Genomic DNA, 25,067 nt, shown 5'->3' with positions numbered 1-25,067 from the left:
CAAATGCGCGAAGCGCGGATAATGAACGAGTGCCGCAAGCGGCGCTAATTCGCTTTGTCTGCCATGGATTGGAGGGATAGTCCCAACCGCACTTCCGGCAATGAAGGTGTGCCTCTTCAGTAACCCCGGCTGATGGAAAGCCGGGAGAGAACAAAAAGGCCCGCACCGTCGTTGCTTCAGATGTCCTCGCATTTTTCGGTTGGCCGAAATAGCGACTGGAGGGGTTAGTTCCAGGTACCTTACCGATTTTCTCACCACATCGAGGATCGGCGGACACCCACGGGCACGTGCGACTTTGGGCTGACCCCGAAATAGGTGCATTCGCGGTCATAATCAAGAAATTTTTTCGTCGCTGTCCCAAAAAAATAATTGAACAAATCGGCGCGTTTTGTTCAACATCCGGAAACAGTTAACGGGGGCTAAACCATGGATACTTTGACCCGGATTCGCGCCTTCATCGACGTGGTGGAAGCCGAGGGATTTTCGGCCGCCGCGCGCAAGACGGGACGCTCCAAGGCGCTGCTGTCGAAATATGTCCGCGAGCTGGAGGACGAACTCGGCGCGCTGCTGCTGAACCGCACGACACGTCAGTTCTCCATGACGGAGGCCGGCCATACCTATTATCGTACCGCTTCCGACATATTGAAGGAGATCGACAATCTTGCCGACCTCGTGCGCGAGAACAACCAGCAGCTGAAGGGTCGGCTGCGCGTTTCGGTGCCGCGCACCTTCGTCGATGCCGACGTCGGGCAATCGCTGATCGACTTTGCCAAGGAAAATCCCGATCTCGCCTTGGAAATCTCCGCCGACGACCGTTTCGTGGATCTGATCGAGGAAGGCTTCGATGTGGCCGTGCGCATCACCAAGCTCGAGGATTCCGGCATGATCGCCCGCAAGATCTCGGACTTCCGCATCCATCTCTGCGCAACACAGGCATTCCTCGATCGCTATCCGACGCTGGAGCAGCCGGGCGATCTTGCCCGCGTGCCTTTCATCATCGATACCAACACGCGCTCTCAAGGTAATATTCGCTTCGTCGATGCCGACAGCACCACTTTCAACGTCGCCATCAACGGCACGCTCGAAGTCAACAGCCCGCACGCGACGCTGCGCGCGGCACTTTCCGATCTCGGCGTCGCCATCGTTCCGGATTTCATCGGCCGCAAGGCGATCGAAAGCGGACAACTGCTGACCTTATTCAATGATTACCTCCCCACCGACCGCGGCATCTATGCGGTCTATCCGCACCGGCGCTATCTGCCGGCCAAGGTGCGCATCTTTGTGGACTATCTGCACAATTGGTTCCGCAAGCACGGCTGAACGACCCGAGACGAGTGGGCCCGGTCCCAATTCCGTCTCATTTCCTGACCAGAAAACGAAGTGAATCAATGCTCGCGAAACCCATCGGACGCATGAGAAAATCCACGACCGCCTATGCTCTTGCCCTGACCGGCGGCCTGCTTCTCGTGCCGGCCGCAGCATCCGCGCATCCGCATATTTTCGTGGAAGCCCGCCTGGAAGTGCTGGCAGGCGCGGACGGGAGCGTGCAGGAACTGCGCAATGTCTGGCGCTTCGACGAGGTATTCTCCTCGTCCGTGCTGATGGATTTCGACAAGAACACCAATCTGAAGCTCGACCCGGACGAGCTGAAGGAGGTCGGCAAGACGGTGCGCGAGTCACTTGGCGACTATGATTATTATGCGAACCTGACGCTGAACGGCAAAGCGATCAAGGTGAACAAGCCCGACGTCATCAATGTCGATTATCGCGACGGCCAGCTCCTGATGTTCTTCGCCGTCAAGCCCTCCGAGCCGATGCCGCTCGCCAAGGGCAACAAGCTGAGCTTCGGCATTTACGACCCGACGCTCTATACTTCCATCGATTTCCCGAGCGACAATGAACTGGTGATGGAGGGCACTGCCTTCAAAAGCTGTGCGCAGAAAGTCGTCCGCCCCAATCCGGACGAGGTTATCGCCGAAAACAGATCGACATTGACGGATGCCTTCTTCAACGACCCGACGGGAACGACCATGTCGAAACTCTTCGCAACGCGGATAGACGTCGAATGCTGATTTCGAGACTAGGGAAGCTCGCTCCGGCTGCAGTGCTCGCCCTTTTGGCGGCTGCCGGTCTGGCGCATGCCGCGGGCTCCCCGCTCGGCATCGGCACGGCGGAACCGAGCTTCCAGCCGATCGGCGGTCCGCTTGCGCCGATCTTTCTCTACGTGAACTATGAGCAGCAGGCCTTCTATCGTGCGCTCACCAAATCCATCGAAGCCATGCGCCAGGATCCCTGGCAGCTCTGGACGCTGATCGGCCTCTCCTTTGCCTATGGCATCTTTCACGCCGCCGGCCCCGGCCACGGCAAGGCTGTCATTTCCTCTTACATGGTCGCCAACGAGATCGAGCTGAAACGCGGCATCGGGATTTCCTTCGTCTCCGCGCTCATTCAGGGCCTTGTCGCCGTCCTTGTCGTGGGCGCTGCTTATTTCGTCCTGCGCGGCTCCGGCATCACGATGACGATGGCGACCAACGCCATGGAGATCACCAGCTTCGTCATGGTCATCCTATTCGGCAGCTGGCTGCTGTTCCGCAAGCTGCGGGCGATGCTGCAGAGCCGTGCGCAGCGCCAGGAAATGCAGCTGGCGACATCGGCAGGCCCGGTCAGCCTCTCACTGTTCGAAGGAGCAGCGACGGGCACGGATTCGGCGAAAGGTTTCGCCCGCACCACGATGCCGGCAGCCAGCGGCTATCAATGCTATGATCCCGCTCATGCGACGGGCGACGGCGCTTTCTGCAAGACCTGCGGCCACGCCCATCTTCCCGATCCAAAGATGCTGTCGAACGAAAAATTCAGCGCTCGCGAAGCCTGGTCGGCCATTATTGCCGTCGGGCTGCGGCCTTGCTCTGGCGCGCTTTTGGTCATGACCTTTTCAATGCTGAACGGACTCTATCTCGGCGGACTTCTGTCCGTGCTGGCCATGTCGGTCGGCACGGCGCTGACCGTTTCGCTGCTGGCCATCATCGCCGTTTTCGCAAAAGGCACCGCCGTCCGCTTCACCGGCAAGGGCTCAAGGCTTTCGGCTTGGGTAGGCAATGGCATCGAGATTCTCGGCGCGCTGCTGGTCATCTGCACGGGCGTCATCCTCCTCGGCGCCTCGCTGCAGACCTGACGGCCGTTAAGAATCTCTGCGCCTCTGATAGCGGGCCCTCAGCCAGAATACGAAAAAGAAGGCGAGGATGACCAATACGCCGAAGCCGGTGCCGAGCCACGGCGAGATCGTTCCGAGCCAGACGATGACGTTCGGCATCAGGTAAAGCGCGACCGTCGCAACCACCAAAATAATGCCGGCGGCGATCGCCGCCGAGCGGGTGTCGCTTTTCTTGTCCATCAAATCGCCGGTCCCCAGCACACCATGAAATGTTCCGGCGAAGGCTTAGGCCAGCCGCCGCCGAAAGGCAACCGGCGCTACCAGTCAGAGCTGAACTTTGGCGCCCGCAACCGTCGCCTCGATATGGTCGACCAGGGCATCGGCCAGACCGAGCCTGCCGGCCAGCAGATCCAGATAGCCGCGCTCGGCCCGGGAATCCGGCTCGATCGCCAGGCGTGAAGCCGTATAGACCTGCACCCGCTGCTCCTCCGTCCCGGCCGAAGCGACGATGGCATCGAGATCGACGGGGTTGGCAAGCTCGCGCTGGAAGAAGGTTTCCGCCTCTGAACCGACGCCCGCCTCCTGTACCTTGCCGAGAATCCGCTGACGCTCGGCATCGTCGATATGGCCATCGGCGCGCGCGGCCGCGATCATGGCCCGGACCAGCGAAAGCGTAAAATCATTGCTGGCGACGGCCGGCGCGGTGCTGAAGCCGGAATCTGACGGCGGCGGTAGGAACTGCGGCTCGGCCTGCTGGGTCGATTGGGGTGCCGGCTGCGGCTGATTGCCATCGCGATAATTCTTGTAGGCCTGGTAGCCAAGCCCGGCTATGGCTGCAAGCCCGCCGAGCGCCAGGGTATTGCCCGCGATCTGCCGCCCGGTCTTGGTGCCGAGCAGGACACCTGCAATCGCACTGGTCGCCATCGGATTGTCCCTGGCAAGGTTGATGGCCTGCGTTGCCCTGTCTTTCACGGTTCCTTGCATTCCCGGAACCTGCGATCCCAGGAACTGGTCAAGAAGCTTGCGGGCGTCGATCATATGGATGGTCCTCCGTCCTTGTGATGGTGAAAGGGAGATAGGAAGCGCAACCGCAAATACAAATGCGCAGAATGCAAAAAGGCGCCCATGTCTCCATGAGCGCCCTGAAAATCGAATTGCAGTCTGTCTCAGCCTTTGAGTGCCGCAGCCTCGGCGGCAAGCTTGGTAATGCCAGCCCAGTCGCCGGTGGCAACCAGTTCCTTCGGCGCCACCCAGGAGCCGCCGATGCAGATGACGTTCGGCAGCGACAGATAGTCATGCGCATTCTTCAGCGAAATGCCGCCGGTCGGGCAGAAGATGGTGCCTGCCAGCGGTGAGGACAGGGCCTTGAGATAGCCAGCGCCGCCCGCCTGTTCGGCCGGGAAGAACTTGAGCACCGTATAGCCCTCTTCGCGCAGCGCCATGACTTCGCTTGCGGTGGCGGCACCTGGCAGCAGCGGCACATGCGAGGAGCGTGCGACATCAAGCAGTTCCTGCGTCGTGCCGGGGCTGACGATGAACTTGGAACCGGCTTCGACGGCCGCATCCCACTGGCTGACGTTGAGGATCGTACCGGCGCCGACTTCGGCCCCTTCCACCTCTTCGGCGACCGCCCGGATGGCATCGAGCGCGCCGGCCGTGCGTAGCGTGATCTCGATGGCCTTCAGGCCGCCGGCAACCAGCGCGCGTGCAAGAGGAACGGCCGATTTCGCATCATCGACGATCAGCACGGGTACGACCGGCTGCAGTTTCAGGATGGAAAGAAGCTTTTCGGTTTTCTCGCCCATGGTCGGTGCGCTCCTTTAAAACGATTGAAACCGGCTCTCGAATAACCTCCCCGAGAATGCTTGTCGAGACAAAAGCACGCTTTGGACGGGACGGGTAGGAATTCGTCCTGACATACTATAGTCTGCCGCGGTCTGTGCCGGTGGAGCATGTTAAACGCATGGCAAAAGAGATCGAGCGAAAGTTTCTGGTACGCGGCGATCACTGGCGTGATTTCGCTTCGGAGAAGCTGATCCTGCGACAGGGATATATCGCCTCCATGAACGACCGCTCCGTGCGGATAAGGCTGACGAACGAGACCACGGCGACCTTGACGATCAAGATCGGCAAGGCGATGACGAGGGACGAGTTCGAATACGAGATCCCCGTCGATGAGGCCGAGGAGCTTCTGGGAACGGCGATCGGCCTCGTTATCGAAAAGACCCGCCACAAGGTGCCCTTCAAGGGATTTGTCTGGGAGGTGGATGTCTTCCGCGGCGCCCATCGCGGTCTTGTCATCGCCGAAGTGGAGATGGAAGACGAAAGCGACGATCCGGAACTGCCGGATTGGATCGGCCGCGAAGTGACCGGCGAGTACCGCTATTCCAATCAGGCTCTCGCGACGCAGTTCGAACAGGAGTACGATGAGCTATCGCGTACGGCCTGACCGGGCTCTTGATGGCGAGGTGCGCAAAGCCGCCGCGCATCAACTCGGCAAAGCGATGGCTGTTCTGACGGATAGGCCTCAAGGCCTGCACGAAGCGGTTCACGCCGCGCGCAAGAACATCAAGCGCGTACGCGCGCTCTACCGCCTGATAGCGCCGATCGCGCGCGAATTTCAACAGCAGGAGAATGCCCGGCTTCGCGACATGGCCCGCTCGCTGTCAGGCGTGCGCGACGCGACTGCCCTGATAGAGGCCAACCATTACCTGCAAATGACGGCGAAATCCGAAGATGAACTGCGGGCGCTTACCCGCGTGACCGATGTTCTGACCAGCAGGCGCGACCGCCTCGCTGAGGCCGAGACCGACCTCGAAAACAAGGCGCAGCTGGCAGTCGCCACCTGCAACGAGGCACTCGAGGCGTTGAAGGATGCATCGTTTGAGAGAGGGCGACGCGATACGGCCCGCCTCATTCAGAAGAGCTGGCGCAAGAATGCCCGCAAGGCGATGCAGGCGCTTTCCGAGTGCCATGCGGAAGCGGCCCATGCCGAGTGCTTTCACGATCTGCGCAAGCGCAGCCAGGATTACTGGATGCATCACATGCTGCTGCGCGACGTCTGGCCCGCCGCCATGTATGCCAAGCAGCTTGAGGCAAAGATATTGGTCGATGTGCTCGGCCGCTATCTCGACATGTCGATATTGTCTGACGTCGCGGACCGCGAGCCGCATCTTTTCAACGGGAGTGATGATCACGCGCGCCTGCTGGAGGCGATCATTTCCCGGCAGCAAATGGCCCGTGAGGAAGCACTGAACCGAGCGCGCCGGGTCTTTGCCGACAAGCCCGAGCGCGAGGCGCGAACCATGAAGCGCCTCTGGCTGGAAGCTGCGGATTGAGGCGGACGAGACCCCTCACCCGCCCTCGTGCTTCGAGACTTCGGCCTGACGGCCTGCGCACCTCAGCGTGAGGGTTGGTCACCAGCGCCCGGCCCGTCATTGCGGCGCACTGTCTGAAGCTCAGAGGCCACTCCGCCCTCATCCTGAGCCCGTCGAAGGACGAGGGTGGCCCCGGTGGCTCCCCGGTCGCATAGTTTCAAAATACGAATCCCGATTGCCTGAAAGCTCACAAAATTGTATTTCCCCGCCATGATCGACATGCTTTCAGATCCACGGCGCGACGCGACCGGCGCATTCCTCGTTGCCGCGCTCTATCATTTCGTTTCCATTCCGCGCTTCGAAAGCCTGCGTGAGCCTTTGCTTGCGCTCTGCGAGGAAAATGGCGTCAAGGGCACGCTGCTGCTCGCGCATGAAGGGATCAACGGCACCATCGCCGGCACGGATGCGGCCATCGGCGCCGTTCTCGCCTTCCTGCGCGCTCAGCCGGAATTTGTCGGCCTGGAGCACAAGGAAAGCCGCGCGTCGAAAATGCCATTCGTGCGCATGAAGGTGAAGCTCAAGAAAGAGATCGTCACCATGGGCGTCGAGGATATCGACCCCACCAGGGTCGTCGGCACCTATGTCGCGCCGAAGGACTGGAACGCGCTGATCTCCGATCCCGATACCATCGTCATCGACACCCGTAACGACTACGAGACCGCCATCGGCGTCTTCAAGGGCGCGGTCGACCCGAAGACCAAGACCTTCCGCGAATTTCCCGAATGGGTGCGCGAAAATACCGGCCTGCACAACAAGCCGAAGATCGCCATGTATTGCACCGGCGGCATCCGCTGCGAGAAGGCGACCGCCTTCATGAAGCAGCAGGGTTTCGACGAGGTCTATCACCTCAAGGGCGGCATCCTGAAATATCTGGAGGAAGTACCGGCGGAAGAGAGCCTCTGGGAAGGCGCCTGCTTCGTCTTCGACGAGCGCGTCTCTGTCGAGCATGGTCTGAAAGAGGGCAATCACAAGCTCTGCCACGCCTGCCGCAATCCCATCACGGCCGAGGAAGTGACCTCACCCTTCTACGAAGCCGGCGTCTCCTGCAGCCATTGCCATCACGAGCGCAGCGAAGAGGATCGCGAGCGTTACCGCGAAAGGCAGCGGCAGATCGCACTCGCCCGCAAGCGCGGTCACGAACATATCGGCTGAAGCATTTCCAGGAAAAGCGGAAATGCTTTGAGCATGTCAGGCGGCGGCATGCTCCTCGTCCAGCTCCGCGGCCATCTGCACGGCGAGCCGCTTGTTGATCTCGGCCTCCGGCATCGGCTTGCCGTAGAAATAGCCCTGCAGCTCGTCGCAGCCGAAGCCTTCCAGCGCCCTTCCCTGCGCCTCGGTCTCGATGCCTTCGGCCGTAACGGGAATATCGAGCGAACGGGCCAATGCCACCGTCGCCTGCAGCATCTCGCGGGCGCGGTCGTCTTCCAGCACGTTCATGGTCAGTGAACGATCGATCTTGATGCGATCGAAGCCGAACTGGCGCAGATAGCCGATGGAGGAGAAACCAGAGCCGAAATCGTCGAGCGCCACCTTGACCCCGAGCCTCTTCAGCCGCTCGATCGACTGGCGGGTGCGCTCCGGATTCTGGATGATATAGCCTTCGGTGATTTCCAGCGTCACCCGCTCGGCCTCTATCTCCGTACTGTTCAGCACGCTGCGGACGTAATCGGCGAAGGCAGGATTGCGGAACTGACCCGGCGACACGTTGACGGCAATCCGAAGATCCGGCCATTGCCGCGCGGCCTCGCAGGCCTTACGCAAGACGAGCAAACCCAGCGCTTCGATCAGGCCGCTGGTTTCAGCAATAGGGATGAAGGCCTCGGGCGAAATGGGACCATGACCAGGACGGTTCCAGCGCACGAGCGCTTCGACGCCGGTCATTTCGCAGCTCGACGCATCGACCAGAGGCTGATAGGCGAGCGTCAGCTCCTCCATCTCGATGGCGCGGCGCAGATCGAGTTCCAGCGCGTTGCGCTCCTCGCGATCGGCATCCATGGCCGTGTCGTAGCAGGTCATGCGGGCGCGACCCGCCTCCTTGGCCTTGTACATGGCAAGATCGGCTCGCCGCACCAGTTCCTCTCTGTCGATACGGCCTTCCGGCGAGCTCGCTATGCCGATGCTGGTACCGACGACGACCACCCGCCGGCCGATTTCCAAGGGCTCGGACAGAAAATCCAAAATCTGTTCCGCCAGCTGCAAGGCAGGCGCGTCGTTGAGTTCCTTGGTCGGGAAGACGATGGCGAATTCGTCTCCTCCAACTCTCGCCAGCGCTGCCTGTGGCGGCACGAGCACGCTGAGGCCCGCCGCCACGGCGCGAATGAGCTGATCACCCGTGCCATGCCCATAGGAATCATTGATTTCCTTGAAGCCATCGAGATCGAGATAGAGAAGCAGGACGTTGGTGCCGTCGGAGCGTGCCCGTTCGACCAGCCGGTCCACATCGAGCCGTAGCCCCTCCCGATTGAGGAGGCCGCTCAACCGGTCGCGCAGCGAAACCTGACGCGCCTGAACCTCCTCCGACCGCAACCGGCGCCCTGCCAATGATCCCAGGATCAGCAGCACGACAAAGAACAGTCCGACAAGGCCGAGCGCGCCGAGAACCAGTGGGCGGACCTTTTGGTAGCTCATGTCGCCCGGTTCACGCGAGCTCCAGACCAGCCGCCCCAGCGACTTGCCCAGCGGATCGACGATGGAAACGGCGTAGCGAGCCACGGTTTCCGGCGGCATCAGCGTCAGGCCGCTGATGACATAGGTGTTGGAGAGCATCTTGATCCGGGCTGCGTCGAGATAGCGCACGAGGATCAGATAACGCCGCTGGCCTTCCGGCACCGGAATGCGGCCGGATCTTTCGCGGATCGTCGCGGCGCCGGCGGCGGCGATGCCATCCCTGGTCATGATATAGCCCGAGGCTTCCGGCACGCCGGTCACGCGCATGGTGCGCGCCTGATCGACCAAGGCCCATACGGCGGTACCGAGGACCTGCTCGATATTCTCCGTCAACGGCGCGCCGTCGTGATAGGCGATGATCGGTTTGTTATCGTCGTCGACGATCACGGCGGTATCGAACAGGGCGCCGTCGGAGGAAATGGCGCCGTAATTGCCGGCGATCCAGCCCCGGTCGTTCGTTCCGTAGACGCTTCGCGCCGCGTCGTTGCGCGCGGAATGGTCATGCAGCGTCGCTTCCAGCTGCCCCTGGAAGGTTTTCAGGGCGCCGACGGTCGTCTCCCAGGAGCGTTCGTCATCCAGCTTGTTGGAGTAATCGGCGACACGACCGATTGCGGTCAATACCATCAGGGTCACGACGGCAACCACGAGAGCAAAGGAAATCAAAACGGCCGTCACAATGGAATGACGACCGATCTGTGTCGCTTGCCGCAATGAATTGAAAACTGCTCCCACGCCTTTTCTCCTTGGCACGGAAGTCTGCCGTCAGGTCTTCAACAAACGGTTAAGGCGTGTCGGAGATTCCTACAGGAAATGGTTGCATATTTGCCGAAGCCGGAAAAATTCACGTGCTGGCGGCAATCGTTTGCGCGAAACGGCCGAGACTCGCGGATAGGAGGCCATTTCCACGCGCCTCCAGAAGCATGGCCGCCTGCGCGTCATCGCTCTTGCCCGCAATCGGCAGGCGCAGAAAAGCGTCAGCGACGATGTTCAGCGACATGGTCTGCAGGACCTCGGTCAGCTGCGCCAAAACGAGATCGCCGCGATGCGAGGCGTGGGCAAACATCAACGGCTTGAACGGCACCTCGTCCCGCGACACCAGCCAGTCCAAGGCGTTCTTGAAGCCGCCGGGGATACCATGGGCATATTCGGGGCACGACACGATCAGCCCATCGGCTTTGCAGATTTCGTCAGCAAATTTCTCGACCACCGGCGGCGTCCTCTCGCCCTCGTTGTCGGGATTGAAGATCGGCAGTTCGCCGATCAGATCACTGATGGTGATTGTAACGCCGTCAGGGCAGGCAAGCTGCAGCGCCTTGAGCAACCTGCGACTGGTCGAAGCCTGCCGCTGGCTGCCGCAAAGCGCATAAAGGAAAATCGGCCGCTGAGTCATACATGCTGTCTATCAGGCCTCGCCGATTCGAGCGACAGCCACCCTCCCCTTGAGGGGGAGGGTCGGACCATAGGTCCGGGGTGGGGTGACCCATTGCGCCACCGAAGATCACGCCATTCACTCGTTTCACCCAACCCAGCCCTCCACGCGAGAGGCCGAACCTCATCAAACCGCCTTGTGGTTGCCCTTCGGAAACTGGGAGGCAAGCGCCTTGTACCACTTGCCGCTCTTCTTGATCGTGCGCACCTGCGTCTCGTAATCGACATGAACGAGGCCGAAGCGCATGCGATAGCCTTCCGCCCATTCGAAATTGTCCATCAGGCTCCAGGCGAAATAGCCGCGCATCGGGTAACCGTCCTTGATGAGATCGGCGACGACCCCGAGATGTTCGATGTAGTAGTCGAGACGCGGCTGGTCATCGACCTCGCCATTGACGACGCCCGTATTGTAGCAGGCGCCGTTTTCGGTGATGTAGCACTCCGGCAGTTCGTAGCGCTTGTTGAGATCCTCGACGACGTGCTTCAGGCCCGGCGCATAGATTTCCCAGCCGATATCCGTCTTCACGTCGCTTGCCGGCGGCGCTTCCTTCGTCCAGGGGAAATCGCCGCTCTTAGACGCATCATCGAAGACGCGGCTCGGCATGTAATAGTTCAGGCCCCACCAGTCGAGCTTCTGGTTGATGGTCTTCAGATCGCCGTCCTCGATGACAGGCATGCGATCGCCGAGCGCCTCGACGAATTCCTTCGGATATTCGCCCTTGAAGATCGGATCGAAGAAAGCGCCATTGTGGAACTGATGAGCGCGCTCGACGGCGGCCAGATCTTCCGGGCGGTCCGAGCCCGGCAGGATGGAGGCCGCGTTGAGCACGATGCCGACAGGCACCTTCGGCGCAACGGAGCGGATCGCTTCGACGCCGAGACCATGGGCGAGGTTCATATAGTGCATGGCATAAAGCGCCGCCTGCATGTTGCGCTCGCCCGGTGCGTGAACACCGTAAAGGTGGCTCAGCCAGACGATGCACCATGGCTCGTTGAAGGTGGCGACCGAATCCAGACGGTCGCCGAGGCGGCTCATGACGGTCTTGGCATAGCGCTGGAAGGCATGTGCCGTCGATCGCGCCGTCCAGCCGCCGTCTCCGGCGAGTGCCAGCGGCAGATCCCAGTGATAGAGGGTGGCGAAGGTCTTGATCCCCCGCGCCTTGCAGCCATCGACCAGACGGTCGTAGAAATCGAGGCCGGCTTCGTTCACGGGGCCGGTGCCTTCGGGAATGATGCGCGGCCAGGCGATCGAGAAGCGATAGGCCTCGACGCCCATCTCCTTGATCAGATCGAGATCCTGCTCCAGGCGGTTATAGTGATCGCAAGCGACATCGCCATTATCGCGCTGATAGACGCGGCCCGGCATGTTGGCGAAGGCATCCCATATGGAGGGCTTGCGGCCATCGGCCTTGGTGGCGCCTTCGATCTGGAATGCGGCGGTGGCAACGCCGAACGTGAAATCGCCTGGGAAGCGATCGGCAAGAAGCTTCGGATCGATCATGATGAAAATCCCGTCTGTTTTGGCTTCGTTGGCTGCGGTTTAGCCAACCCGGCTGGCAAAGTACAGTGTCGAATTGAGGAAACTGCAACGTTACAGATGCCAAGAAACGCAGCCGGCTAACGGCGTTATCCGGCGGCTTCCTCGCGGCGCGATAACATCAATGTCAACAGTCGTGACTTGTCTTTTCGAGGCGGATCAATTGAGGGTAGCACTCAAACTTGACAGCGAAAGGATAGAAATGCTCGCTCTGCTCCATACCCTTCACCCCTATCTGCTGAGCCTTCTGCGCATCGTCGCCTCGCTTGTGCTGTTCAGCTATGGAACGCAGAAAGTGCTGCATTTCCCGGCCGCCGAGAATGTGCCTGATGTCGGATCGCTCCCATGGATCGCCGGCCTGTTAGAGCTGACCCTCGGCTTCCTCGTCCTGATCGGCTTCCAGACGCGGATCGCGTCTTTCATCCTGTCGGGCCTGATGGCTTTCGCCTATTTCCTGCGCCATGCGCCGCAGAGCTTCTATCCCGCGCAGAACGGCGGCGTCTCCGCCATCCTCTTCTGCTTCATCTTCCTGTTTCTCGTCGGCGCCGGCGGCGGCCCGCTGAGCGTCGATGCACTGACGAAGCGCAAGCAGGAAGTCGCTGCCTGAATGAAAGGCCCGAAGCGGTTTCGCTGCCTCGGGCCTAACCAAAGATTAGAGCTTGACCCAGGCGCCATTGCGCTTCGAGGAGGCAACGCAGGCCTCGACGAACGCCACACCCTTCACACCGTCATCGACGGTCGGATAGACCACGGCCGGATCGATCGCCACGCCCTTCTTGCGGGCGTTGATGGCGCGCGCAGCCTCGGTATAGATCGTGGCGAAGGCTTCCAGATAGCCTTCCGGATGGCCCGAAGGAATGCGCGAGACACGCGCCGCGGCGGCACCCGAGCCGGCGCCGTTGCGGGTAATCAGCCGCTTCTGATCGCCGAACGGCGTGTACCACAGATAGTTCGGATCGGCCTGCGTCCACTCGATGCCGCCCTTGGTGCCATAGACACGGAGCTTCAGGCCATTCTCATGGCCCGGCGCCACCTGGCTGCACCAGAGCATGCCCTTGGCCGGCTTTTCCTTGCCCTTCGCCTTGAAGCGCAGCAGCACATGGCCGTTGTCGTCGAGGCGACGTCCCTCAACGAAGCTATCGAGATCGGCGGCAAGGCTGTCGAGTTCGAGGCCGGTGACGAAGGACGCGAGATTATAGGCATGTGTGCCGATATCGCCCGTCGAACCCCCAGCGCCGGATTGGGCGGGGTCGGTACGCCAGGCCGCCTGCTTTTGGCCGGACTGCTCGATGTTTTCGGTCAGCCAATCCTGCGGATATTCCGCCTGCACGATACGGATATCGCCGAGCTCGCCATTCTCGATCATCTCGCGCGCCTGGCGGATCATCGGATAGCCGGTGTAATTATGCGTGAGGATGAAGAGCGCGCCGCTTTCATCGGCCACCTTCTTCAGCTTCTTGGCATCGGCGAGATTGGACGTCAGCGGCTTGTCGCAGATGACATGGATGCCGCGGCGCAGGAATTCCTTGGCAGCATCGTAGTGAACGTGATTCGGCGTGACGATCGAAACCGCCTCGATGCCGTTCTTCAGCTTCGCTTCGCGGATCGCCATGTCGCGATAGCTGGAATAGGTGCGCGAGGGATCGAGACCGAGATCGCGGCCGGAAGCCACGGCCTTTTCCGGCGACGACGAGAGCGCGCCGGCGATGAGATCGAACTGATCGTCAATGCGCGCGGCGATGCGATGTACAGCGCCGATGAACGCCCCGGTGCCGCCGCCCACCATGCCAAGCCGGATGCGCGGCTCCCGCGTCTGTTCCGATGATCCTTCGATTGCCATTTTGTCCTCCTGAGAATGGAATTGTACTTCCCTTCTCCCCGCGGGGAGAAGGTGGCCCGAAGGGTCGGATGAGGGGGAAACTCAGCGGACGCTGCCTTTCGCTCGTCGCTCAAGGCACTCGTCGCGACGCTCCTCGTCCCCCTCATCTATCCTTCGGACATCTTCTCCCCGCGGGGAGAAGAGAAAAAGATTACAGCCCCAGCATGCGCCGGTTTGCCGCCTGGTCCGTGCCGCTGCCGGCAAAGTCGTCGAAGGCCTTTTCCGTGACGCGGATGATGTGTGCCTTGACGAATTCGGAGCCTTCGCGAGCACCGTCCTCTGGATGCTTCAGCGCGCATTCCCATTCGACCACGGCCCAGCCGTCGAAGTTGTTGGCGGTCATCTTCGAGAAGACCGCGCCAAAATCGACCTGGCCGTCGCCGAGCGAACGGAAGCGGCCGGCGCGTTCGACCCAGCCCTGATAGCCGCCATAGACGCCCTGACGCCCGGTCGGATTGAACTCCGCATCCTTGACGTGGAACATCTTGATGCGGTCCTTGTAGATGTCGATGTTCTCGAGATAATCGAGGCACTGCAGGACGTAGTGCGAGGGATCGTAGAGCATGTTGGCGCGCGGATGGTTCTTCACGCGCTCCAGAAACATCTCGAAGGTAATACCGTCATGCAGGTCTTCGCCCGGATGGATCTCGTAGCAGACGTCGACGCCGTTTTCGTCGGCATGGTTGAGGATCGGCGTCCAGCGGCGCGCAAGCTCCTCGAAGGCGGTTTCGACGAGGCCGGCGGGACGCTGCGGCCAGGGATAGATGAAGGGCCAGGCAAGCGCGCCGGAAAAGGTCGCATGCGCCTTGATGCCGAGATGCTTCGAAGCCGTCAGCGCCATCTTCACCTGCTCGACGGCCCATTCCTGCCGCGCCTTCGGATTGCCGCGCACTTCCGGCGCCGCAAAGCCGTCGAAGGCTTCGTCATAGGCGGGATGCACGGCGACGAGCTGGCCCTGAAGGTGGGTGGAAAGTTCGGTGACCTCGACGCCGTTGGCGCGGGCGACACCGGCGAATTCGTCGCAATAATCCTTCGAGGAGGCCGCCTTCTTCAGGTCGATGAGCTGGCTTGCCCAGGTCGGAACCTGCACGCCGATATAGCCGGCATCGGCAGCCCATTTGGTGATCGAATCCCATGAGTTGAATGGCGCCGCATCACCGGCGAACTGGCCGAGAAACAGGCCTGGCCCCTTGATCGTCTTCATCAGTAATTCCTCCCTAATCGCGTTCTGTAAACGTTTCCGATGCCTTTCCGACCCCCATCCGAGGCGGCATGGATGCCGGAACCTCAAAAACTATAGGGTCGTCGGGCTGAAAGTCGAATGCCCCGTGAACTAATCACGGCCTGCCGCTGGCGGCAAGAGGTACGTGCCGCAAAAATTGCCGCAGGATGCGAAACGAAGCGGCAGCCGCATAAAAAACGCCCGCCGAAACCGGCGGGCGCATCTGTCTGGATCAGCCGATCAGAACGGTGAATCGGCGAAGTAGAAGTCCTTGGCGTTGTCCTTCGTGACGAGCGTCGCATCGAGGATGTAATTGCCGCGGACCGGAACCTGATCGTAGAAATTGGCGGCAGTCAGCTCCATGGCGGTGCCGACCATTGCCGGCGGATAGAGCACGTCGACCGGGATCAGCTTGTCGCCATCCATGACCCTCTTGATCATGTCCTTCGAACCGGCGCCGGCGACGACATACTTGATGTCGGTGCGCTTGGCCTGGTCGATCGCCTGCAGCACGCCGACGGCCATGTCGTCATCCTGGCACCAGACGACATCGATCTTCGGGAACTTGGTCAGGTAATCCTGCATGACCTTGAAGGCGTCGTCGCGGTTCCAGTTGCCGTATTGACGGTCGAGAACCTTGACGTTCGAGCCGGCGATACCCTTGTCGAAGCCGTCCTGGCGCTGCTGGTCGATCGGGATCGGCAGACCGCGGATGACGACGACCTGTGCATCCGGCGTGTTCTTCTTGATGTATTCGCCCGCGACCTGCCCAAGCGCCGGATTGTTGCCGGCGACATAGAGGTCACGGACGGAATTATCGTTGTTGCTCGGCGCACGGTCGACGAGCGCCACGAACTTGCCCTTGTCCTTGACTTCCTTGATGGCGTTGACGAGCGGATCCGGATCCGACGGCAGGATCACGAGAGCATCGATGCCCTGTGTCTCGAGGTCCTGCACCGCATTGGCCTGGCTCGCAGCGTCAGGCGAAGTCTTGACGATGACGTTGAGCCCCGGATGCTCCGCCATTAGCAGCTTGGCAACGCGCTCGGCATGGAACACCACGCCCGAGGTCCAGCCGTGATCGGCGGCCGGAATGGAAACGCCGATCGTCACCTTCTTGTCCGCGGCATGTACCGTGCCGGCCAGAGCCGCCATCACGACAGCCACGCCCAATAGTCTTTTTCGCATGTTTCTTCCTCCCAGATAGAGACAGGGCCTTGTCACCAAGAACCGGGCGCCCCCTGACCCGGCTATTCACTATTTGCGAGCAAGCGAGCGCTGAACCAGCATGGCGATGATGATGATCGCCCCCTGGATGGCACTCAGTAGATACTCGCTGATGAAATTGGAAAGCAGCATGATGTTGCCGACCAGCTCAAGGATGAAGGCGCCGCAGATCGTGCCCCATACCCTGCCCGCTCCGCCCTTCAGCGCCGTGCCGCCGACGACGACGGCGGTGATCGCCTGCAACTCCCACAGGCTGCCGGTCGTCGCCGACGTCGAGCCAAGCCGTGGCACATAGAGGAGTACGGCGATCGCCACACACAGGCCCTGAATGACGAAGGCGATGGTGCGCACGCGATTGACCGCCACGCCGGAATAGCGCGCAACGTCGCGATTGGAGCCGACGGCAATGACGTGCCGCCCATAGCGGGTGCGATAAAGAATGAAGGCCGCAATGCCGGTGACGACAAGGATGACCAGGATCGGCACCGGCACGCCGAGCACGGAGCCGTAATAGGCGGGCTTGTAGAGCGCCTGCAGATCCGCCGGGCGCAAGGTGATGGCGCCGCCCTGTGACAGCCAGGTCGTCAAACCGCGGTAGACGCCCATGGTGCCGAGGGTCGCGATGAACGGCTCGATCTTGCCCATGGTCGTGATCAGGCCGTTGGCCAGGCCGCACAGGACACCGGCGACGATCGAAAACAGGACGGCCGCCGCCAGCATCAGGGCGGGATCGGCGATGACACCCGAGTTCATCAAGAGGATCATCAGGCTTGCGACGAAGGCGACCATCGCGCCAACGGACAAATCGAGATCACCAGCCGAGATAACAAAAGTGGCACCGACCGCGATGATCGCAATATAGGCGCATCTTGTCGCGACATTGGTGAGATTGGTGATGCCGATGAAGTTCGGGTTGACCAATGCGCCTACGATCAGAAGCAGCACCAGCGCTGCAAACGGCGCAACGGCCCTGAGATCGACATCCCGCCAGGAACGCCCTCGCCGACCGGCTTTTCCGCTGCTGTCTTCACCCACGCTCATAACCAAAACCAACCTCCCGTCCCATGACTGCTGGGAATTCGCTCTGCCCTGTGCTGCCCGTTCAGGCAGCGGTCTTTTTCTTCAGGCCCGCCGCATAACGCATGATTTCCTGCTCGGTGATCTCTTCGCCTTCGAGCACGCCGACGATCCGGCCCTCGCGCATGACCGCGATCCGCGTGCACAGCCCGATCACCTCGGGCATTTCCGAGGAGATCACGATGATCGAATGACCGTCACGCGCCAGCGCCGAAATGAAATGATAGATCTGCTGTTTCGTGCCGACGTCGATACCGCGGGTCGGTTCATCGATGATGATGATCTGCGGCTCGGTCTCCATGACCTTCGCCAGAAGCAGTTTCTGCTGATTGCCGCCGGACATGCGGCCGGCAACGATATTTCCGTCTCGCACCCGGATGTCGAAGCGACGGCGCGCCCGCGCCAGCGCATCCGCCTCGCTGGAGGCGCTCAGATAACCGAACTTGCCGTGCCGATCGAGCGACTGCAGGGTCAGATTGACGACCATGCCCGAATTCAGGAGCAGGCCCTTCGACTTGCGGTCCTTGGTCATATAGGCAAGCCCGGCGTCGATAGCCGCATGCACGTCATGCGACGGTACCGTTTGGCCGTTGGCAACGACGTCGCCGGCAGCGCGCGAGCGCAGGCCGACGATCGCCTCCATCAGCTCGGTACGGCCCGAGCCGATCATGCCGGAAAATCCAAGAATCTCGCCCTTGCGCAGCTCGAAGCTCGCATCATGGACATAACCAGTCGAAAGGGAGACGACGCTGAGCACGACCTTCTCGTCGACATCGGGCTCGTTCTTGGCGGGATAGAGGCTCGAGAGCTCGCGCCCGACCATCAGCTGGGCGATCGATTCGCCGTCAAGCAGCGAGGTCGGCGATGTCTTCACCCATTGGCCATCGCGCAGCACCGTGACCCGATCCGTCAGCTCCATGACCTCATCGAGCTTATGCGAGACAAAGACGAAACTCGTTCCCTGATCGCGCAGCTTGCGCACTTGCTTGAACAGGAAATTGGTCTCCTCGCGCGAAAGAACGGCGGTCGGTTCGTCCATGAAGACGATGCGCGCATCGCGGCTGATCGCCTTGGCGATCTCCACCATCTGCTTGTCGGCGATGGAGAGCGTACTGATTATGGCGTTCTCGTCGACATGCGAGCCGAGAAGGTCGAGCACACGGCGCGTCTCGGCGCGCATATATTTGCGGTCGAGCACGCCCAGCCGCGTGACTTCGCGGCCGAGAAACAGGCTCTCGGTGACGGTCAGATGCTCCGCAAGATTGAATTCCTGGTGGATGATGACGATGCCGAGCGCCTCGGCAGCGCCGTTCGGCGGCAGCTTCACCGGCTCGCCATCGAGCAGGATTTCGCCTGACGTCGGCTGCTCGAAACCGGACAGGACCTTGACCAGCGTCGACTTGCCGGCGCCATTTTCGCCCATGAGCGCATGGATCTCGCCGGCCCGAAGATCGAAGTTGACGCTGAACAGCACCTGCACGCCGTTGAAGGATTTCGATATCCCTCTCGCAGACAGCACGACCGTACCGTCGACGGCTTCCGAACTCATTGAATCCTCCCTGCGGTCCCACCCGCTTTCCCTGTTGTGTAAACCTTTACATAACCTGTGTAAAGGTTTACATCATTGGATATCGCATAATTTTTCGCGGTCACCTTTGACCTCCACCGAAGTCTGTGTAGTCTCCAGCCCCAGACGAGACCCAAGGCAGAGCGCAGTGTCGAATTCCACGCCCGCAACTATCGAAGACGTCGCCCGAATTGCCAATGTTTCGATAGCAACGGTTTCGCGGGCAATCCATATGCCGGAGAAAGTCGCCAATTCAACGCGGCTGAAAGTCAATCAGGCGATCGCCATCACCGGTTATACCACCAATGCCATGGCGCGCAGCCTCCGGCTCGGACGATCGAACATGATTCTCGTCGTCGCTCCCGATATCGGCGACCCCAATTTCTCCAATATTCTCATCGGCTTGGAGAATGAGGCGCGTTCGCACGGCTACGGTATCCTCATCGGCCATACGCAGAACGATGCGCAGCGCGGGCTCGAATATCTGAAGTTCCTGAATTCCAACCAGGCAGCCGGATTGATCCTCTTCACCGGTATCCTGCCCTTCGGACATCAGACGATGACCGCCAGGCTGCCGCCGAGCGTCGGCGTTTTCGAGCCGGTCTTCAACGGCGGCATCCCCTATGTCGGCGTCGACGACGTCGCCGGTGCGCGCAAGGCAATCGACCTGCTGATTGCCGAGGGTCATCGCAAGATCGCCTTCGTCGGCGATTCCCGCACCCGCCTTGCCTATAGCCGCCGGCGCATGGGCTATGAAGCCGGGCTGGACGCCGCCGGCATTAGCGCCGATCCCCGCATCGTGCTCGAAGGCGACGGCACCATCGAAAGCGGCCGGCTCGCCGTCGAGCAGCTCTTCATGCGCGACACGCTGCCGACAGCCTTCATGTGTGTCAACGATCAGACCGCGATCGGCGTGATGATCGGCCTGAAGGCGCGCGGCTACGACATCCCCGAGGATTTTTCGGTAACCGGCTTCGACGACGTCCCGCAAGCCGTCTTCATGACGCCGTCGCTGACGACGATCCGCCAGCCGCGCACCGCCATCGGCAAGCACGCCATGGCGCTGCTGCTCGAGCTCCTGTCGGATGGCGAGCCTGCGGAAACGGAAATCTTGCTGCGGCCGGATCTGATTGTGCGCAATTCGGTTGCAGCGCCGGCGCGCGCCCGGCGATAGGCAAGCGCAGCGATGCCGCTCGGCAGAATCACCCTCTACGTCCGTGATGTCGAAGCGACGGTCAGCTTTTACGAGAAGCATTTCGGGTTCAAGCCGCTCCGGCAGGAGGGTGATCGGATTGTCGAACTGCTGGCGCAGGATGGCGGCGCCAATCTGATGATCCATCCGGCAGGAAAGGCGCAGAAAATGGGCCAGGTGCTGGTAAAGCTGGTCTTCGACGTCGAACATGTCGAAGCTTTCCGCGCGAAATGCGCGGAAGACGGACTTGAGTTCGGACCCTTGCATAAAGCCGACGATTATGTCTTCGCCAATGCCAAGGACCCCTGCGGAAATTCCATATCTATTTCCAGCCGCGCATTCCGGCTGAAATCGGGAGGCGATGAACCACCGCCTCCCGAACCTATCGGTCAAACGTAGCGATTGACGATGTTTTCCAGGAGTTCCTGCTTGCCGGACTTCGGCTGCGGGTTGACGTCCTTGGTCTCGACCCACTGGGCGATCTGATCGAGCGAATATTCGCCGCGCAGCAGCTTCTGCCCTTCGGCTGAATCCCAGCCGGCGTAACGGTCGGCGAGCGGCTTGGAGAGTGCCTTGTCCTCGATCATCTTGGCGGCAGCCTTAAGGCCGCGTGCGCAGCAATCCATGCCGCCGATGTGGCCAATCAACAGGTCTGCGGGATCGAGCGACTGACGGCGCAGCTTGGCGTCGAAGTTCGTGCCGCCGGTCTTGAAGCCGCCGCCTGCCAGAACCTGGTAGTATGCCAGCGTCATTTCCGGAACATTGTTCGGGAACTGGTCGGTATCCCAGCCGGACTGGTAGTCGTTGCGGTTCATGTCGATGGAGCCGAAGACACCGAGCGCGTTGGCGAGCGCCAGCTCGTGCTCGAAGGAATGGCCGGCGAGGATCGCATGGCCCTGCTCGATGTTGAGCTTCACTTCGTTTTCCAAGCCATACTTCTTGAGGAAGCCGTAGACCGTGGCGACGTCGTAGTCATACTGGTGCTTGGTCGGCTCCTGCGGCTTCGGCTCGATCAGGATCGTGCCCTTGTAGCCGATCTTGTGCTTGTACTCGACGACGAGATTGAGGAAGCGGCCCATCTGGTCCAGTTCGCGCTTCAGGTCGGTGTTGAGCAGCGTCTCGTAGCCTTCGCGGCCGCCCCAGAGAACATAGTTTTCGCCGCCGAGCTTATGGGTGGCGTCCATGCAGGTCTTCACGGTCGCAGCCGAGAAGGCGAAGACGTCCGGATCCGGATTGGTCGCAGCGCCCGACATGAAGCGGCGGTTCGAGAAGAGGTTCGCCGTGCCCCAAAGCAGCTTCACGCCGGTTTCGGCCTGTTTCTGGGCGAAGTAATCGACGATCTCGTTGAGGTTCTTGGTGTTCTCGGCGAAGTTCTTGCCTTCCGGACGCACGTCGGCATCGTGGAAGCAGTAGTAGGGAGCGCCAAGCAGCGTGAAGAATTCGAAGGCCACGTCGGCCTTCAGCTTGGCGGCTTCCATCGTCTCGTTGAACCAGGGACGAAGGAAGGTCTGGCCACCGAAGGGATCGCCGCCCGGCCAGGTGAAGGTGTGCCAGTAGGCGACGGCGAAACGCAGATGGTCTTCCATGCGCTTGCCGGCAACGACTTCGTCCTTGTTGTAATAGCGGAAGGCCAGCGGATTGGTGCTGTCGGGACCTTCGTACTTTACCTTGCTGATGTCACCAAAAAATCCGGTGCTCATATCTCATCTCCTTGGGTTGGTGTTTCGGTATTGTTGTTCTGTCGGCAACGCCCCCTCATCCGACCCTTCGGGCCACCTTCTCCCCGAGGGGAGAAGGTATGGGCGGCTGCCGCAAACTCGGTTTCACCCTCTCCCCTCGGGGAGAGGGCAGGGTGAGAGGGTTTCACCTCAAGCTATGCTCAGCGGCTTGATCGCCGGATAGACCGCCCGGTAGCGCTTGTAGGCATCCGCATAGGCATCCGTCAGCGACGTCACGGGATCGATCGAGCCGGCCGTCTGCGGTGGCGTGCAGACCGCGACGGGATCGGCGCCGGTGGCGGCGATCAAACCCAGACGCGCGGCACCGAAGGCCGCTCCGAAATCGCCGTCGGCCGGCAAGTCGACGGGCACACCGAGCGCGGTGGCGATCGAGGCCAGCCAGTAGCGCGAGCGCGAGCCGCCGCCGATGGCGGTCACGCGCGTAATGTCGGTGCCAGCCGAACGCAGCGCCTCCAGATTGTCGCGAATGGCGAAGGATACGCCCTCGAGCACGGCTTGCGTCAGCACGGCGCGGCCGCTTTCATGGCCAAGGCCGATGAAGGCGCCGCGGATCGTCGCATCGTTGTGCGGCGTGCGTTCGCCCGAGAGATAGGGAAGGAAGGTGACGCTGGTCGGCGCCTTCAGCGTGTCACCAAGCTCGGTGGTGAGTTCGGCAGCGGATTTGCCGGTCACATGCGAATGCCAGTTGAGCGCATCGGTTGCCGAGAGGATGACACCCATCTGGTGCCAGGTGTTCGGCAGTGCGTGGCAGAAGGCGTGAACGGCGCTTTCCGGCTTCGGCAGATAGGAGCCGTTGGCCGCAAAGAGCACGCCCGAAGTCCCGAGCGAAACGAAAGCGGCGCCATGGCTGACCGTGCCCATGCCGCAGGCCGAGGCCGCATTGTCCCCTGCCCCGCCGGCAACCACGGCATCGCCGGCAATGCCCCATTTCGAGGCCAGCTCGCCGCGCAGCTTGCCGGCAACGTCGGTGCCTTCGACCAGGGTCGGCATCTGCTTCTCATCGAGATTGGTTGCCGCCAACAGCTCGGAAGACCATTTCCGCTTGCCGGTATCGAGCCAGGAGGTGCCGGCCGAGTCAGACATTTCCGACATGTGCTCGCCCGTCAGCCAAAGGCGCAGATAGTCCTTCGGCAACAGCACCCAACGCACCCTCGCGAAAATCTCCGGCTCATGCTTGGCGACCCATGCGAGCTTCGGGGCGGTAAAACCCGGAAAGACGATATTGCCTGTCAGCGCGCGGAAGCGTGTGTTGGCGTCAAGCGCGGCAGCCTCCTGATAGCTGCGGGTGTCGTTCCAGAGGATGCAGGGGCGCAGCACCTTGTCGTCGGCATCGAGCAGCGTCGCGCCATGCATCTGGCCGGAAAGGCCGATACCGCGCACGGCAGCCAGCTCTTTCGGATGCGCCGCCTTCAGCCCGGCAACAGCTTCCTCCGTCGCCCGGATCCAGTGGGCCGGATCCTGCTCGGACCAGCCGGGATGTGGACGCGACACATCGAGCCCGCCATTGGCCGAGCCGATGATCTTCTGATTGCCGTCGATCAGCATCGCTTTGACGCCGGACGTTCCGAGATCGAGACCCAAATACATCAGATGTAACTCCCTATACTCTGCCGCTTTCGAATGCTCAGGGCAGATTGTCCTTCAAGAAAATATCGAGGCGGATGCGCTCTTGATCGGCGATGACGGCCTGGCCGTCGGCGGTCGCCTTCATGACGCGGATGGCGCTGCGCACCTCGTGGCCAGCATCCTGGTTGAGAACGGCATCGACCGTACCGTCCACGAGCGCTGCGCGCGTATGCTGCGTCAGTTCATGCACGACGACGGTCAGTTCGCGCTCGGGCCTGACGGCTTTCAAGGCCGCGATCAGGCCCCGGTTGCCGGCACCGAGATTGTAGATGCCGATAATGTCCCGGCTTTGGGACAATGCCCTGGAAACGAGCGATCGGGCGAGTTCCGGATCGTCACGCCCTTCCAATACAGGCAGCAGCCGCAGCTTGGGAAACTCCTCGGCCATGACGTCGGAGAAACCCTGCAGGCGCTCGCGATGGTCACGCACCAGCATGGAACCGGCGAGAACTGTAATTTCACCCTTGTGACCACCAAGGAATCGCCCGAGCAACCGGGCGGCCGTGCGGCCGGCGGCGATGTTGTCGATACCGGCATAATGATGCCGCACCGAATCGGTCAGATCGGAAACAAGCGTGACGACGGGGATGCGCTCGGAGACCAGCCGGCCGACCGCAGCACGCACGTCAGGCGCATCGGTCGCCACCAGGGCGACCCCGGCGATATCCTGCCCCTGCAAAGCCTCAAGCGTCGCCACCAGCGCCGGCACATCGAAGGGTGGCACCTCGATGATGCGGATATCCGTGCGTTCTATGCTCGCCCGTAAGGTTGCATGATGCACCTCTGAACGCAGTCCGTGCATGAAGGAGTTGTCGCCTGTCGGCACGATGAATACGAGAGGATAGACACGGCCCTTGGCCAGATTGGCGGCAGCGACGTCGCGGATATAGCCGATCTCGCGAATAGCGGCCTCCACCTTCTCCCGCGTCACCAGCCGCACGCCAGGCCGCCGGTTCAAGACGCGGTCCACGGTGGCGAGGCTGACGCCCGCGGCGGCGGCGATGTCATGCACGGTCGGTCTCATCGGCTCCTCCTGCCGAAATCCTTTACCGCCATTTCTGATGTACGTAAATCAAAAATTTCCGGCCACTTAATTTTCCACTGATGGCCATGAATAAAAAAGGCCCCTCACGAGGAGGGGCCATGCCTTGGGAGCATTCTTTAGAGCGGGATGAATTTAAGCCCGTTCATAGCCAGCGTTTATGAAGTAGTTTGAGCATTCTTGTGGCGCAATGGTACGAAGGATGTCTCCAAGTACGTCGTAGATGGCCTGCCGGGTTCTGGCCTGGGCTTTGCGCAATTGGTGTTTGACCTTTGCGAAGAGCTGTTCGATCGGATTGAGGTCGGGAGAATATTGCGGCAGAAAGAGCAAGTGGGC

General features: G+C 61.2%; 24 protein-coding genes. 9 read left to right on the top strand and 15 right to left on the bottom strand.

Annotated elements, in window-relative coordinates; all coding sequences use genetic code 11:
* Positions 1-426 precede the first annotated feature (426 nt).
* The 3 genes from ACPYOP_RS00120 to ACPYOP_RS00110 all read left to right on the top strand — a co-directional run bounded on the left by ACPYOP_RS00120 (position 427) and on the right by ACPYOP_RS00110 (position 3,172).
* On the top strand, positions 427-1,320 hold the full coding sequence (locus ACPYOP_RS00120; protein ID WP_481408371.1) for a LysR family transcriptional regulator: 894 nt from the start codon (positions 427-429) through the stop codon (positions 1,318-1,320).
* Positions 1,321-1,412: 92 nt separating this feature from the next.
* Complete coding sequence (locus ACPYOP_RS00115; protein WP_481408612.1) at positions 1,413-2,072, top strand: DUF1007 family protein; 660 nt, start codon at positions 1,413-1,415, stop codon at positions 2,070-2,072.
* On the top strand, positions 2,066-3,172 hold the full coding sequence (locus tag ACPYOP_RS00110; protein WP_481408370.1) for a nickel/cobalt transporter: 1,107 nt from the start codon (positions 2,066-2,068) through the stop codon (positions 3,170-3,172). Before ACPYOP_RS00115 ends, ACPYOP_RS00110 begins: the two co-directional genes overlap by 7 nt.
* 6 nt (positions 3,173-3,178) lie before the next feature.
* On the opposite strand, the gene ACPYOP_RS00105 is transcribed toward ACPYOP_RS00110, so the two are convergent.
* From ACPYOP_RS00105 to ACPYOP_RS00095, 3 genes are all read right to left on the bottom strand, one after another.
* Positions 3,179-3,394, bottom strand: coding sequence for a hypothetical protein (locus tag ACPYOP_RS00105; RefSeq protein WP_481408369.1), 216 nt, complete (start codon positions 3,392-3,394; stop codon positions 3,179-3,181).
* Between the two features lie 81 nt (positions 3,395-3,475).
* Positions 3,476-4,189, bottom strand: coding sequence for a tellurite resistance TerB family protein (locus tag ACPYOP_RS00100; RefSeq protein ID WP_481408368.1), 714 nt, complete (start codon positions 4,187-4,189; stop codon positions 3,476-3,478).
* A 128-nt stretch (positions 4,190-4,317) separates the two neighbouring features.
* Entirely contained in the window at positions 4,318-4,956 is a 639-nt protein-coding gene (locus ACPYOP_RS00095; protein WP_481408367.1) for a 2-dehydro-3-deoxy-phosphogluconate aldolase, read from the bottom strand.
* A 158-nt stretch (positions 4,957-5,114) separates the two neighbouring features.
* On the opposite strand from ACPYOP_RS00095, the gene ACPYOP_RS00090 reads away from it, so the two are divergent.
* From ACPYOP_RS00090 to trhO, 3 genes are all read left to right on the top strand, one after another.
* Positions 5,115-5,600, top strand: coding sequence for a CYTH domain-containing protein (locus ACPYOP_RS00090; RefSeq protein ID WP_481408366.1), 486 nt, complete (start codon positions 5,115-5,117; stop codon positions 5,598-5,600).
* A complete protein-coding gene (locus ACPYOP_RS00085) occupies positions 5,578-6,489 on the top strand; it encodes a CHAD domain-containing protein (protein ID WP_481408365.1) in 912 nt (303 codons plus the stop codon). Before ACPYOP_RS00090 ends, ACPYOP_RS00085 begins: the two co-directional genes overlap by 23 nt.
* Positions 6,490-6,738: 249 nt before the next feature.
* Positions 6,739-7,680 carry an oxygen-dependent tRNA uridine(34) hydroxylase TrhO gene (gene trhO / locus ACPYOP_RS00080; protein ID WP_481408364.1) on the top strand — a complete coding sequence of 314 codons (942 nt, stop codon included), beginning with the start codon at positions 6,739-6,741 and terminating at the stop codon, positions 7,678-7,680.
* A 36-nt stretch (positions 7,681-7,716) separates the two neighbouring features.
* Here trhO and ACPYOP_RS00075 read toward each other — a convergent pair whose 3' ends face one another.
* The 3 genes from ACPYOP_RS00075 to ACPYOP_RS00065 form a co-directional block, all read right to left on the bottom strand.
* Positions 7,717-9,927, bottom strand: a complete 2,211-nt coding sequence (locus tag ACPYOP_RS00075; RefSeq protein ID WP_481408363.1) for a putative bifunctional diguanylate cyclase/phosphodiesterase — start codon at positions 9,925-9,927, stop codon at positions 7,717-7,719.
* A gap of 109 nt (positions 9,928-10,036) precedes the next feature.
* On the bottom strand, positions 10,037-10,585 hold the full coding sequence (locus ACPYOP_RS00070) for an NADPH-dependent FMN reductase (RefSeq protein ID WP_481408362.1): 549 nt from the start codon (positions 10,583-10,585) through the stop codon (positions 10,037-10,039).
* Positions 10,586-10,750: 165 nt separating this feature from the next.
* A complete protein-coding gene (locus ACPYOP_RS00065; protein WP_481408361.1) occupies positions 10,751-12,124 on the bottom strand; it encodes a GH1 family beta-glucosidase in 1,374 nt (457 codons plus the stop codon).
* 238 nt (positions 12,125-12,362) lie between these two features.
* Between ACPYOP_RS00065 and ACPYOP_RS00060 the strand changes: the two genes are divergently transcribed.
* Positions 12,363-12,767, top strand: coding sequence for a DoxX family protein (locus ACPYOP_RS00060; protein WP_481408360.1), 405 nt, complete (start codon positions 12,363-12,365; stop codon positions 12,765-12,767).
* 45 nt (positions 12,768-12,812) lie between these two features.
* Here the strand turns inward: ACPYOP_RS00060 and ACPYOP_RS00055 are convergent, their stop codons facing one another.
* The 5 genes from ACPYOP_RS00055 to ACPYOP_RS00035 all read right to left on the bottom strand — a co-directional run bounded on the left by ACPYOP_RS00055 (position 12,813) and on the right by ACPYOP_RS00035 (position 19,114).
* A complete protein-coding gene (locus ACPYOP_RS00055; protein WP_481408359.1) occupies positions 12,813-14,000 on the bottom strand; it encodes a Gfo/Idh/MocA family protein in 1,188 nt (395 codons plus the stop codon).
* 190 nt (positions 14,001-14,190) lie between these two features.
* Positions 14,191-15,243: a sugar phosphate isomerase/epimerase family protein gene (locus tag ACPYOP_RS00050; protein WP_112343252.1), complete on the bottom strand. Its 1,053-nt coding sequence runs from the start codon at positions 15,241-15,243 to the stop codon at positions 14,191-14,193.
* A gap of 258 nt (positions 15,244-15,501) precedes the next feature.
* Positions 15,502-16,449: a substrate-binding domain-containing protein gene (locus ACPYOP_RS00045; protein WP_481408358.1), complete on the bottom strand. Its 948-nt coding sequence runs from the start codon at positions 16,447-16,449 to the stop codon at positions 15,502-15,504.
* Between the two features lie 69 nt (positions 16,450-16,518).
* The gene (locus tag ACPYOP_RS00040) at positions 16,519-17,529 is read right to left on the bottom strand and encodes an ABC transporter permease (RefSeq protein ID WP_481408357.1); all 1,011 of its coding nucleotides are present in this window, start codon (positions 17,527-17,529) and stop codon (positions 16,519-16,521) included.
* Between the two features lie 61 nt (positions 17,530-17,590).
* Entirely contained in the window at positions 17,591-19,114 is a 1,524-nt protein-coding gene (locus ACPYOP_RS00035) for a sugar ABC transporter ATP-binding protein (protein ID WP_481408356.1), read from the bottom strand.
* Positions 19,115-19,280: 166 nt separating this feature from the next.
* On the opposite strand from ACPYOP_RS00035, the gene ACPYOP_RS00030 reads away from it, so the two are divergent.
* Both ACPYOP_RS00030 and ACPYOP_RS00025 read left to right on the top strand, forming a co-directional pair.
* Complete coding sequence (locus ACPYOP_RS00030) at positions 19,281-20,306, top strand: LacI family DNA-binding transcriptional regulator (protein ID WP_481408355.1); 1,026 nt, start codon at positions 19,281-19,283, stop codon at positions 20,304-20,306.
* 12 nt (positions 20,307-20,318) lie between these two features.
* Positions 20,319-20,723 carry a VOC family protein gene (locus tag ACPYOP_RS00025; protein ID WP_481408354.1) on the top strand — a complete coding sequence of 135 codons (405 nt, stop codon included), beginning with the start codon at positions 20,319-20,321 and terminating at the stop codon, positions 20,721-20,723.
* On the opposite strand, the gene xylA is transcribed toward ACPYOP_RS00025, so the two are convergent.
* The 4 genes from xylA to ACPYOP_RS00005 form a co-directional block, all read right to left on the bottom strand.
* Complete coding sequence (gene xylA / locus ACPYOP_RS00020; protein ID WP_481408353.1) at positions 20,714-22,024, bottom strand: xylose isomerase; 1,311 nt, start codon at positions 22,022-22,024, stop codon at positions 20,714-20,716. The two genes, ACPYOP_RS00025 and xylA, sit on opposite strands and share 10 nt — an antisense overlap.
* 168 nt (positions 22,025-22,192) lie before the next feature.
* Positions 22,193-23,650 (bottom strand): xylulokinase, encoded by a 1,458-nt coding sequence (gene xylB, locus ACPYOP_RS00015; protein ID WP_481408352.1) that lies wholly within the window; start codon positions 23,648-23,650, stop codon positions 22,193-22,195.
* Between the two features lie 37 nt (positions 23,651-23,687).
* Positions 23,688-24,713 (bottom strand): LacI family DNA-binding transcriptional regulator, encoded by a 1,026-nt coding sequence (locus ACPYOP_RS00010; protein WP_481408351.1) that lies wholly within the window; start codon positions 24,711-24,713, stop codon positions 23,688-23,690.
* A 153-nt stretch (positions 24,714-24,866) separates the two neighbouring features.
* Positions 24,867-25,067: transposase (locus ACPYOP_RS00005; protein ID WP_481408350.1), on the bottom strand; the 201-nt coding region annotated here is incomplete at its 5' end.

This window comes from Rhizobium sp. KNZ2-6A (assembly GCF_056755475.1).
Note: the sequence above shows the minus strand (reverse complement) of the source record. Positions and strands in the feature narration are given on the sequence as shown.